This is a genomic window from Pseudomonas sp. AC229 (assembly GCF_979254655.1).
On sequence record NZ_CEEDHK010000008.1, the window covers coordinates 239,031 to 250,723 of the forward strand.

Below are 11,693 nucleotides of genomic sequence, written 5' to 3' on the forward strand. Positions count from 1 at the left end.
GTCCGGAAGTGCTGAACGCGAAGGCGCGCATTTTACGCAGAAAGGAACGTTTGCCCTACCCCCAAACGACGCGACGCGGCGGTCACTGTTTGTTCAAATCCCAGTCAAAGCGGTAGCGCACTTCGCCATCAAAGGCCTCGAGCTTCTGCGCCAAAGCCGGCTCGGCATACTGGAGCAGGTGTTTGCGCACGCCTTTCTCGCCGCCGAAGTCGTCGGCATACCAGTCATAGATGCGCGAAAGCCGAAGCTCTTTGTCTTTGAACGACACACCGCGCGGACTGTTGATGTAGGCGCGAGCGCCGTCGCTAAGTTGCTGCTCGGTGTTTTTTGCACTGAGGGTGAATGAAGGCATGTTCGGGCAGCCAAGGCTGGCGCAGTTGAGTACGTAAAACAGCCTGGGATCGCGCCAGAACGGCCGCAGGATTCGGTGCTGAATATCGCTGAGACTCAACTTGTAGCCGTCCACTTCCACCACTTTTTTGTCCCACGGGCCGAATTGGTACCAGGCGCCGAGACTGGTGATGGAATCCACCGGGTATTTCTTCAGCACCAGTTTGGTCACCAGCGCGTTGTACAGATTGACCCAATAGGCGAATTGCTCGGCGCGGGTGAATTGCCGCGGGTCGAGGTCGCTGAGCTGGTCGATATACACATCGAGCAGGCGCCGGTGCACCTTGTCGACGCCGGCGTAATCGAAGCGCGCGATGCCATCGGTTGGGCTGGTTTTCAAGTAGCGGGTCAGCAGTTCCTGCCACGCGCTGTGGTCGATATGGGCGGCGCGGCTTTCATCGCTGGCGTTCCATATTTCCCACGGATCAGCAGACGGCGCAGCGCTGGCCAGACCAGGAAGCAAGGCGCCAGAAAACAGCAGGGAAGCGACAGCAAACAGGGTGCGCAATCGGCGCATACGGCAATTCTCCATCACGGCTTCACGGGCCGCAGTCTGCTGCGTGGGACAGGCCTGAACCTTGCGAGTTCCGCCACACAAGCCCGTGCTTTCGCTGTGCTAGGCTGCGGCCATGAGCCTAGACCCCGCCTCCCCCCTGCCCCGTGAACTCGATAACAGCCTGGACCTGGCCGATCAGGTGTTGCTGTTGTTGCGCGAGTCGCCCAATGGCTGCAGTGAATACCAGCTGATTCAGCAACTGAAAAAACGCCACTCCACACACATTCCCAACCTGAACCTGGCGGACAAACTGGTGCTGTTTCGGACGCACTTTTTGTTGTTCAACGCCCTGTACCGCCTGCGCGATCAGCTGTGGCAAGCGCAGACCGATCATTTATTGATCAACGCTCTGTCCGTTCAGTTGCTGCCGTATACGCCCGGCGAAGCGCAGCTCAGCGATGCCGATCCACTTCGCGCCTATTACCTCGACCTCGGCCATTTACGCGAGACCAGCGAAGCCGATGTGGAGAAACTTCTCACCAGCTTCTGGAAACGCATGCAAGGCGGTGACGAGAAGCGGGCGGCACTTGAGTTGTTCGAGCTCGACAGCAGCACCGAGGCGCTCAATCTCGCCACTGTCAAACAGCGTTACCGTCAGTTGGTTAGCCAGCATCATCCGGACCGTGGCGGTAGCACTGCGCGGCTGCAATCGATCAATTTGGCGATGGAAATTCTTGCTCGCTATTACCGCTGACCTTTAGAGACTGATTTGCTCTAAAACCACGCCCCACGCGGCCTCCAGCCCCTGCCTATACTGCGACATACGGTCGCATTGGTTCGGCCCTGCACCCGGTAGCGCTACTCACGCGCCTCGGGCGCTACGCTGGGGGGCGACCGTTATAACAAGAGGAGGTATCTCGCATGATCCATCACGTTTGGGGGCTATTCGCGCATCCTGACCAAGAGTGGCAAGAGATCCGCGGCGAAGAAGAAAGCATCAGTCACATGTATCTCACCCATGTGCTCATCCTTGCCGCGATTCCCGCAGTGTCTGCCTATATCGGAACCACGCAAGTTGGCTGGACGGTGGGTAACGGAACACCCGTCATGCTCACCGAAGCAAGCGCGCTGTGGATGACGGCCATGACATACCTGGCAATGCTGGGCGGTGTGGCAGTCATGGGCGCGTTTATCAATTGGATGGCGCGCACCTATGACGCCAGCCCGGACATGGGCCGCTGTATCGTGTTTGCCGCCTACACCGCGACCCCCTTGTTTATTGGCGGGCTCGCCGCGCTGTATCCCAACCTCTGGCTCGCCATGGCCGTTGGCACGGCGGCGATCTGTTACACGGTCTACCTGCTTTATGTCGGCATACCGACGTTTATGAACATTCATCAGGACGAAGGCTTCCTGTTTTCCAGCTCGGTGCTGGCAGTGGGTCTGGTCGTGCTGGTAGCGATGATCGCCATGTCGGTGATCTTCTGGGAAATGGGCGTGGGCCCGGTCTACACCAGCTAAAAATCGGAGCCACTGATACAACGAAACCGCCGTTTGGCGGTTTCGTTGTTTTAGGCAAGTGGCAAGCGGCGCGCTTGGGCATAATCGCGCCTGTTATCCGGAGGAACTCGATGCCCGAACTGCTTAATGCTCGTGTCGAGGCTTGTTATCAGCAAGCCGAAGCGTTTTTCAGACGCCGCTTTACCCGCCCCCAAGTCAGCCTCAAGTTACGTGGCCAGAAAGCCGGGGTGGCTCACCTTGATGAAAACCTGCTGCGCTTCAACCCTCAGCTCTATCGCGAAAACCAGGAACACTTTTTAAAGCAAACCGTGGCTCACGAAGTCGCGCACATGATCGCCCGCGAAATGTTCGGCCGGCACATTCAGCCCCATGGCGAGGAATGGCAGTTGATCATGCAGGGCGTGTACGAATTGCCGGCCGACCGCTGCCACACCTATGAGATTCAGCGCCGCAGCGTAACCCGCTACGTATACAGCTGCGCGTGCCCAGACCGTGATTTTCCCTTCTCGGCGCAACGCCACACCCTGGTGCGCAAGGGCCGGCGCTATTACTGCCGCAGCTGCAAAGCGACCTTGGTTTACAGCGGCGAGCAGCGCGAAGAATAACGTCAGCATTGCCGGAACCGAGTCGGTAATCGCGGCGTGGCTTCAGCCGTAACGTCCTGACGCAGGGCTTTTTTCCGCCTCGCCGACTCGCGCCACAACACCTCATCGGCAAACAAACGAAACAGCTCGAACTACTTCGCAGCACGGCCAGTCGGTATTAAAGGCGCGGCAAAGATCACGCCAAATCCGATTAGCCTACGAGGTGAACCATGAACGCGATTGACCTGCTCAAAGCCGACCACAAGGTTGTGCTCGATCTGCTGGAACAACTCAGCGCCACCACCGAACGTGCGGTGAAAAAACGCGTTGAGCTGATCAACAAAATCGAGATGGAGCTGTTCGTCCATACCCATATCGAAGAAGAAATTTTCTACCCGGCCTACAAAAAAGCCGGCGAGAAAGAACAAGCGAAAATGTACTTCGAAGCCATCGAAGAGCACCGCGCTGTGGATGCTCTGGTGCTCCCGCATTTGAAAGGCACAGCGCCGGACAGTGTCGAGTTTTCCGGCCGCGCCAAAGTGCTCAAAGAATTGCTTGAGCACCACATCGAGGAAGAGGAAGAGTCGATGTTCAAGGAAGCGAAAAAACTTCTGAGTGCGGCCCAGCTCAAAGAACTGGGTGCCGAGATGGAAGCGCGCAAAACCTCGCTGAAGAGCGAGCTGCAGCAACAACGTAGCGCCGCTTAATCGTCACCACCTGGCCAAGCAGACACCACCGGTTCTGCTTGGCCGCCCTCCCCACTTAACGCGGCCGCGTTACCCGCAGCACCACGGCAGCGATGCGGTCTGCATTGGCATAGGCCGGTTCCAGCAGTTCCTCGCCGAACACATCCGGATCCATCTCCCAGTACTGCCAATCGAACCCGGCTGCGTGCAGCAGTGGGCGGATGCTGGCGGCAAACGGATCGTCGCCCTCGACCATGGCCACGCCCGTGTACAACAACAACGTACCGCCAGGGGCCAGACGCTGGAGCGCCGTATCGACAATGGCAATCGACAGACCGGCCCCATGCTCACCGCCGCCATCGCGGTAGGCGCGGCCTTCGGCATCGGCCATGTACGGCGGGTTGGCGATGATGAGATCGAACTGCCCCTGCACCTGATCGAGCAGATTGCTATGGGCGACCTGCACGTTATCAGCGCCCGCCAGTTCGGCATTTACGGCGGTGTAACGCAGCGCCTGCGGGTTGATGTCCAGCGCCAACACTTCGGCACTGGGTCGCTCAATCGCCGCAACAATGGCACCCACACCAGCGCCGCAGCCGATGTCGGCTATGCGCAGCGTCGACCGCGCGTCGTCGTTGAGATGGGCGAGCAAGGCCTGAATAAACCGGTAGCTATCGGGGCCGAAGAACACGGCGTCTTGTTCTTGCGTGGGGAAGCGCGAATGCAGGAACAACTGGCCATGAAGCGAAGACCAGCGCACTCGACTTTCCGAACCTTCGGCGCGCTCATCGAGGCAGCCGGCGTCACGCAGAAGCGTAAGTAGGCGCGTATCGAGTACGTCGCCTCGGAACGGCCGGCTCCAGCCAAACACATCGCGAAGGTGGGCGGCGAATTCGTTGCCGGGTCTGGCATTGACGCGTTCGTGGGTCAGCGGGGTAACGGTGGTGAAGCGATAGCCAAGCGCCTTCAACGCCTGGCCCAACTGCACAAGCGCCCCATGGGATTCGGCGCTTGAGGGGGTAATGCCTTGGCTCATGCAGCGCTCCTAGCGAACCAATGTGGACAGAATTCGGGTGGCCATCAAACCGGCCGGGGTGCAATGGGTGGCAGGTCCGGCCAGGCTAAGCAACCGGCGCTCGCGCTCCTCGGTGCTCAAGGTGGCGAGTTCCTGGGCAAGGGCGTATTGCTCGCGATCGATGTCGCTGCTCTCCACCAGGCTGCCCAGCGCTTGCGGTTCGACGTAACGGTGAGAAGCTCGCATACGGCGCGTCGCGTCTGCCTTGATCGCCGGGCGGCGCTTGGCCGGCAGCGCTTCCTGGGTTTGCAGCCAGTCACCGGCAATCCAGTCGTGCAGCACTTGCAGTTCGTACGGACTGAACACGCCGAACATGGCCGCGCCCTCGCCCTGCACCAAATGCCAGAAGCGGCTGTTATCGGGTGCCTGGTTGCGGCAAATCCACCCGCGCGATTGCAGGGCGTCGAGAAAACCGCGAATCGGCTCCGGCCCGCTCAGCCATTCATTCACGGTACGGCCTTCAATGCGGCAGTAATCCGAATGCACCTGACCGGCCAGCGAGCGTTTGCTTTCCAGCAGCGTGAGCAGTTCGTGCTCCAGGTCGAACGCCTGGACGACGGCAGTCGAGCCAAGGCCCAAGTCGTTGAGCAGGTAGCCGTGGCAGACGCGTCGGTAAAATTCCGCGCTGTCGCCAACTTGCGGCATGTTGTCCAGCACCGTGCGCACCGCTTTATGCGCGTGACCGGAGGCGGCGTTATCGATCGTCACGTGCAGCTTGAAGTAGTACGGGTCGATGCCCAGTTCGTCCAACTCATAGGCGCTGATTAACAGGTGCAGGGGCAACTGTTCGTAGCCCAGGTTGTAGCCGATCACTTCTGGCAAGTAGTGCTCGGCCAACATTCCCAGCGACAACTGAACCGCGCCCTGCAGGTAGTTTTCGTCACCCAGGGTCGCCAGTTCTTCGCAGCCGTGGGTGCTGAGCAGCTGTTGGTACATGAGCACATGGTTCATGGCCGGAACGCCGTCGCCGAGTTCTTCCAGATAGGTTTGCACCAGGAAATTCAGACGGCTGTCGCGCCAGTGCGGCATCACGCCGTAGAGCCAGGCGCCATCGACCAACTTGGTCGGCGCCACCGCCCGCAGAAAGTACAGCGCATGGGCACGGCAGCTAAAAAAGCGTCGTGGCTCGCCTAGTTTTCGACCGTGTAAATACTGGTTGTAGTCGGCGGTAGTGCGCGCTGTGCTGGCACGCATCCAGTGCAACAACTGCTGGGGATTTTCCGGCAAGTCGCACGGCAAGTTGGCCGCTTTCTGCAGCTGCGCATCCAGAAAGCGCCGCGCGCTATCCAGATGCTCGTCTGGCTCACTCAATAATTTTACGTAGAGCTCCTGGGCCGGCCCGCGATGGGGGGTGAGCGTCGCGAAGTCGAGATGTTCCGTATCGACCAGACTCAAGATGGACATTGCATACTCCTGGCAGGCACCTCAACTGAGGCATAGAAGTGGGAGCCAGGGGCGCGCGTAAAGATTCCACCTATTCGCTGAACGGTCGGGGCCATGGGCACGGCAGCGCAAACAAAAGGTGGAACCGGGCACCCGGCGCGACCGTCTTTTGCTGTAGCACCGGTGAAACATTTTGCCCGCAAGGACACCGCTCCCATGGCCGCCATCAAGCCCCTGAATTTCGGCATCGAAGAGGAATACTTTCTCTCGGACCTGACCACCCGCGAACTGGTCCGCCAGCCCGCCGCGGCCTACCTGCCGGCCTGCCGCGAAGCGCTGCCCGAAATGGTGACCGCCGAAATGTTCACCTCGCAGATAGAGGTGGTCACGCCCATTCTCAGTACCCAGCAGGAGGCTCGCGAATGCTTGAGCCATGCGCGCACCACGCTGTCATGGCTGGGCGAGGAACATGGGCTGGGCATTATTGCGTCCGGCACCCACCCGCTGGCGCAATGGCAGGCGCAGCAGCCCACCGACCTGCCCCACTACGACGATTTGTTCACCGACATGCAAATGGTGGCGCAGCGCAGCATTTTGTGTGGCTTGCATGTGCATGTCGGCGTGCCTGGCGACCGCATCGTAGTGATGAACCGCGTGCTGCCCTGGTTGCCCCTGTTGTTGGCGCTGAGTGCCTCGTCGCCGTTCTTCGGCGGGCGGCTGTCCGGCTTGCACAGCTACCGGCAAGCGGCCTGTGATGAATGGCCGCGCATGGGCTCACCCGAGCACTTCGACAGTCAGGCCGACTACGAACGCTATGTCGATGCCTTGGTGGAAAGCGGCAGCGTTCGCGGCCGCAGCGATGTGTGGTGGAACATTCGCCCGGCGCTGCGCTTCCCCACGTTGGAGCTGCGCGTGACCGATGCCTGCCCGCATCTGGAAGACGCGCTGTGCATCGCCGCCTTGTTTCGTGCGCTGGTGACTTACGCCCTGCACAACCCCAGCCCGGGCCCAAGCGACACGCCCTTGCAACGCCAACTGCTCAAGGAAAATCGCTGGCGTGCCAAGCGTTACGGCATTCAGGGCGACTACATTGAGCCGGGCACGCAGCGCAGCATCAGCCTTGAACAGTGGCTCAGCAAAACCTGGGAAATGGTTGGCGACTACGCCCACGCAGGTGGCGATGACAACGCCTACGAGCACGCGCAACGCATGCTCAACCGGGGCACCAGTGCCATCGAGCAGGCACAGCATTACCAAAGCGCGATGAGACGCGGCGCCTCGACGCTCCAAGCGCTGAGCGGCGTGGTCGACCTGTTGCGCAATCAGACGCTCAGCGTTTAGCAGCACGTGCCTCTTGCTGGCCGCGCCGAAGGGCGAAACAATCCGGCACCTAACCGGTAGGCCATCAGGAGTCGGAATCATGAGCGACCGCATCATGCGTTTGCTGGGCATCAAACACCCCATCATTCAAGCGCCCATGGTCGGCGTATCGACACCCGCGCTGGCAGCAGCGGTATCCAACGCCGGGGCGCTGGGCTCCATTGGCCTGGGCGCGAGCAACGCCGAACAGGCACGCGCGTTGATCGGAAGCACCCGCGCGCTGACGGCCGCGCCGTTCAACGTCAACCTTTTCTGCCACCAACCGGCCAAGCCCGACGCGGCCTGCGAAGCTGCCTGGCTCACACAGCTGACGCCGCTGTTCAACGAATTGAACGCCGCCCCGCCCGAACAACTGAAGGAAAGCTACCGCAGCTTTCTGGCCAGCGAAGACGTGCTGCAAGTCCTGCTGAGCGAGCGGCCTGCGGTAGTCAGTTTTCACTTTGGCCTGCCGTCAAACGAATGGATTGCAGCCTTAAAGAAAGCCGGAATTGTCACCCTCGCCTGCGTTACCAGCCCCGCAGAGGCGCAACTGGCTGAAGCCGCTGGCGTTGATGCGTTGGTTGCCCAAGGGGTCGAAGCCGGCGGTCATCGGGGCGTGTTCGAGCCAGGCGAAGACCGTCTGCTCGGCACCTTTGCACTGGTTTCCCTGATCGTTCGCGCCAGCTCACTTCCGGTGATCGCCGCAGGGGGAATCATGGACGGCAACGGCGTCGCCGCCGCCCTTGCACTTGGCGCCGAGGGCGTGCAGCTGGGCACCGCCTTTATTCTGTGCCCGGAATCGGCCGCGAACGCCGCGTACCGCGACGCCCTGGTCGGCCCACGCGCGCATCAGACACGCATCAGCGCCGCCATTTCCGGGCGCCCGGCGCGGGGCATGGTCAACCGCTTATTCACTGAACTGGACTGCGGCACGGCGCCGGACTACCCAATCGCTTACGACGCCGCAAAAGCGCTGGTAGCGGCTGCCGGCGCACAAGGTAATGGCGACTTCGCCGTGCAGTGGGCCGGTCAAGGTGCGCCGCTTGCCCGGGCATTACCAGCGGCAGAGTTGGTGGAAACCCTGGTCCGCGAATGGCGCGCCGCTCACTGATTCGCTACGTTTCCGAACGCCCCGTGCCTTCGCGATCGCGCTCGTAGTGGTGCGCCAACTTGAACGCCGGAAGCCACGCTTCGCGACGCAGCGTCCAGCTTTCGTAGGTGGGCGTGAACTGATCCGGCGCGTCCAGCGCACCGAGGTTCACCTCCACCTCATCGCCGCTGCGGTTGAACACCGACGAGCCACAACGCGGGCAGAAAAACCGTTCCCCATAGCTCGCGGTTTCGCCTTCAATCGTCACCGCCTCTTGAGCGAAAATCGCCGAGGCATGGAACAACGCACCGTGGTACTTGCGGCAGTCCAAGCAGTGGCACAATCCCACCCGATACGGCTGCCCGTTCGCTACAAACCGCACGTTGCCGCACACGCAACCGCCCGAGAATGACACCATGGTTGACCTCCGTTGAGGGATGAAGGTGATGGGGTAGTGACAGCATCAAGTGGCGCGGTTTTTCGACAAATCGGCGCTAGATCGCCGTCCCACGATCGGCAGGTTTCCCCGCAATCCGCTTGCCGCCTTGGCGACTGACTTCCTCTGCCTGCCCATCGCGCTGCTTGCCTTGGCGCGCCTGGCCGATCAACTGAGGAATCAGTGGCCCTTCGGATAAATGTCGCCAGAATCGCCCCGGCATGTGCTGGGCCATAACGGTGGGGTTTATCCGGGCCGGGTTGAAAATGTGCCGGTAGTAGGTGCGCCACAACTCGGCATCGGGATCTTCAGCGTGTTGCGCCCATTGGCGCCACTGCTCGGGGCAGTGCTTGCGATAGTCCAGGGTGTGGCCGTCGTAACGAATGCCGTCTTCGGGCGTGGCGATCAACCAGCGTTCGCGCCCGAGGCGATCAGCAAAATGCCCGCTGGCACTTTCGAGAATGTCATGGGCCGGTTCATGGAAGGCCACCCAGTCCAATTGCAGGTGCTCAACGAGCGCAGGCGGCACCGGAATGAAGCGAAGGAACGCATGCAAGTGGTGAGCTTCGCGGCTGACCTGACGAATACGACGCTGCAATTCGCTGCCTAAACGATCACCGGCCAGCATGGCAGTACGATCACCATGGGCCACGCGCCACAGCACCTCATAAAGCAAGCTCCAGCGTTGGTCGCCACGATAGCGACCGGCCTGTTCCAGTTGTGTCAGCAGCGCTGCCGGAATGCGCGGTCGAAACGGCCCTCGGTCGGCTGGCAGTGGCGTCGGTTGCGCCAGCAGATCGTGCATCAGACCTTGCGCCCAGACCACGTCGGCCGGATCCACGCTATGGCTGAGCAGCATGCGGGCCTGCTCGCGCCAGGTGTCGAAGTGGTTGTCGCAATCGAGCGCAATCATCCCCAAAGCCCCATTTGCAGTGGTGCTTGCGGTTCGCGCAACCGTTCGCGCAATAGCCCGCTGCGCACGCCAGCGTCTGCGGGCCGGTAATCGCTGGTCACGATGAAGGGCCGGGCTTTGTCCAGCACGCAACGCATTTGCACCAGGTCGTCGTAGCGAATCCGTCGTTCGCGGCGAAGCGCCACCAGCCGCTGCACACTGCGCAGCCCAATGCCGGGAATGCGCGCCAACAGCGCCGGCTCAGCGCGGTTTACGTCCAGGGGGAACACCTCACGATTGGCCAACGCCCAGGCCAATTTCGGGTCGATATCCAAGGCCAGATTGCCGCCTTCCTTAAGCAGTTCCCCGGCGTTGTAGCCGTAGCCGCGCATTAGAAAATCGGCCTGATACAGGCGATGTTCACGTAACAGCGGCGGCGCAGCGTGGGGCACGCTGGTCGGGCTGTCGGGAATCGGGCTAAACGCCGAGTAATAAACGCGTTTGAGGGCGAAGCCCTGATACAGCGATTCGGCGTTGCGCAGAATCGTGCGGTCATCGGTGGCATCGGCGCCGACAATCATCTGGGTACTCTGCCCTGCCGGCGTGAATCGCGGCGCCCTGGCTTCGCCCGCGACCGCTTGCTGTCCCTGATAAATAGTGCCCATGGCATCACGAATAGTGCTGGCGCGTTTTTCCGGCGCGAGCAATTCCAGGCTCGCATCTGTGGGCAATTCAATATTCACGCTCAAGCGATCGGCCAGTCGCCCCGCTTCCTCGATCAATAGCGGGTCGGCATCCGGAATGGTTTTGAGGTGAATGTAGCCACGAAACTCATGTTCCTCGCGCAGCAAGCGCGCCACGCGAATCAGCTGCTCCATGGTGTAGTCAGCCGAGCGAATAATGCCCGAACTCAGAAACAGCCCGCTGATGCAGTTGCGCCGGTAGAAATCCAGGGTCAGGCGCACCACTTCCTCCGGCGTGAAACGCGCCCTGGGCACGTTGCTGGAGCGACGGTTAACGCAGTACTGGCAGTCGTATAAACAGAAATTGGTGAGCAGTACTTTGAGCAACGAAACGCAGCGGCCGTCCGGCGTGAAGCTGTGGCAAATGCCCATGCCGTTGGTGGCGCCTAGCCCGTCGCGGTCTCTGGAGCTGCGCTTGGGCGCACCGCTGCTGGCACAAGACGCGTCGTACTTGGCGGCATCCGCGAGAATGCCAAGCTTGGCAATGAGTTGCATGATTCACGCCCTAATACTGATTATTCATACAGTAGTTCAGGAGCGTTCTTGCATGCAAGCCTTGCGCTTGGGCTACCGACCATTGGCCGTACTTAAACCGGGCTCTGCCAGGCATAGGCTGATGCCTAAAAGCCTGCCAGACGAATCGCTGCCGATGACGCTGAAGTGCTAAACCCACCCTCGCCCTAAACCCGCTGCAAAGCCTCAGGGTGTCTGGGCTGCAAGACTTCCAAGCCTGTCTTTCCGGGCCTCTACGCTGGCGCAGCGTCGGGGCGCGCGCCTGTAAGAGGGGCTAATCGAGGCGACTTTTCTCCGCACTATGGGCACCGACGCCGAATGAGCGGCGCCACGCCCTAGCAAGTTGTCAGTTGACAACTTTACGCATTGATTAGAGACTGAGGTTCATTGGATGACCCGTGCAGCACATACGAAAAAGGAAGTTGAGAACGCCCTTAAATACGCTGAGTGTCCCGTCCTGAATAAGGTTTACACCTTCTGATTTATTTTCAGGAGGGCTCAATGGATTCGGGGAAAAGGCGCAGT

12 protein-coding genes are annotated in these 11,693 nt (G+C 60.7%); 6 read left to right on the plus strand and 6 right to left on the minus strand.

Annotation, left to right across the window (positions count from 1 at the left end):
* Nucleotides 1-82: 82 nt before the first annotated feature.
* Nucleotides 83-907: a DUF547 domain-containing protein gene (locus tag AC0IW7_RS13655; RefSeq protein ID WP_471818670.1), complete on the minus strand. Its 825-nt coding sequence runs from the start codon at nucleotides 905-907 to the stop codon at nucleotides 83-85.
* Nucleotides 908-1,019: 112 nt separating this feature from the next.
* Here AC0IW7_RS13655 and AC0IW7_RS13660 point away from each other — a divergent pair, with 112 nt between their 5' ends.
* From AC0IW7_RS13660 to AC0IW7_RS13675, 4 genes are all read left to right on the plus strand, one after another.
* The gene (locus tag AC0IW7_RS13660; RefSeq protein ID WP_471818672.1) at nucleotides 1,020-1,640 is read left to right on the plus strand and encodes a DNA-J related domain-containing protein; all 621 of its coding nucleotides are present in this window, start codon (nucleotides 1,020-1,022) and stop codon (nucleotides 1,638-1,640) included.
* Between the two features lie 167 nt (nucleotides 1,641-1,807).
* Entirely contained in the window at nucleotides 1,808-2,407 is a 600-nt protein-coding gene (locus tag AC0IW7_RS13665) for a Yip1 family protein (protein ID WP_122495962.1), read from the plus strand.
* A 110-nt stretch (nucleotides 2,408-2,517) separates the two neighbouring features.
* Nucleotides 2,518-3,012: a SprT family zinc-dependent metalloprotease gene (locus tag AC0IW7_RS13670; RefSeq protein WP_463549721.1), complete on the plus strand. Its 495-nt coding sequence runs from the start codon at nucleotides 2,518-2,520 to the stop codon at nucleotides 3,010-3,012.
* Nucleotides 3,013-3,221: 209 nt separating this feature from the next.
* Complete coding sequence (locus tag AC0IW7_RS13675; RefSeq protein WP_122495958.1) at nucleotides 3,222-3,698, plus strand: hemerythrin domain-containing protein; 477 nt, start codon at nucleotides 3,222-3,224, stop codon at nucleotides 3,696-3,698.
* Between the two features lie 55 nt (nucleotides 3,699-3,753).
* Here AC0IW7_RS13675 and AC0IW7_RS13680 read toward each other — a convergent pair whose 3' ends face one another.
* Together AC0IW7_RS13680 and AC0IW7_RS13685 are read right to left on the minus strand one after the other, a co-directional pair.
* The gene (locus AC0IW7_RS13680; RefSeq protein WP_471818674.1) at nucleotides 3,754-4,713 is read right to left on the minus strand and encodes a methyltransferase; all 960 of its coding nucleotides are present in this window, start codon (nucleotides 4,711-4,713) and stop codon (nucleotides 3,754-3,756) included.
* 9 nt (nucleotides 4,714-4,722) lie between these two features.
* Nucleotides 4,723-6,156, minus strand: coding sequence for an iron-containing redox enzyme family protein (locus AC0IW7_RS13685; RefSeq protein ID WP_471818676.1), 1,434 nt, complete (start codon nucleotides 6,154-6,156; stop codon nucleotides 4,723-4,725).
* 195 nt (nucleotides 6,157-6,351) lie between these two features.
* On the opposite strand from AC0IW7_RS13685, the gene AC0IW7_RS13690 reads away from it, so the two are divergent.
* Nucleotides 6,352-7,476, plus strand: coding sequence for a carboxylate-amine ligase (locus tag AC0IW7_RS13690; RefSeq protein WP_471818678.1), 1,125 nt, complete (start codon nucleotides 6,352-6,354; stop codon nucleotides 7,474-7,476).
* 79 nt (nucleotides 7,477-7,555) lie between these two features.
* Nucleotides 7,556-8,605 carry an NAD(P)H-dependent flavin oxidoreductase gene (locus tag AC0IW7_RS13695; protein WP_471818680.1) on the plus strand — a complete coding sequence of 350 codons (1,050 nt, stop codon included), beginning with the start codon at nucleotides 7,556-7,558 and terminating at the stop codon, nucleotides 8,603-8,605.
* Nucleotides 8,606-8,609: 4 nt separating this feature from the next.
* Here AC0IW7_RS13695 and AC0IW7_RS13700 read toward each other — a convergent pair whose 3' ends face one another.
* From AC0IW7_RS13700 to AC0IW7_RS13710, 3 genes are all read right to left on the minus strand, one after another.
* On the minus strand, nucleotides 8,610-9,002 hold the full coding sequence (locus tag AC0IW7_RS13700) for a GFA family protein (protein WP_471818681.1): 393 nt from the start codon (nucleotides 9,000-9,002) through the stop codon (nucleotides 8,610-8,612).
* A 76-nt stretch (nucleotides 9,003-9,078) separates the two neighbouring features.
* On the minus strand, nucleotides 9,079-9,933 hold the full coding sequence (locus AC0IW7_RS13705; RefSeq protein WP_471818683.1) for a TIGR03915 family putative DNA repair protein: 855 nt from the start codon (nucleotides 9,931-9,933) through the stop codon (nucleotides 9,079-9,081).
* A complete protein-coding gene (locus tag AC0IW7_RS13710) occupies nucleotides 9,930-11,150 on the minus strand; it encodes a putative DNA modification/repair radical SAM protein (protein WP_471818685.1) in 1,221 nt (406 codons plus the stop codon). The genes AC0IW7_RS13705 and AC0IW7_RS13710 overlap by 4 nt, the downstream gene beginning before the upstream one ends.
* Between the last annotated feature and the right edge of the window lie 543 nt (nucleotides 11,151-11,693).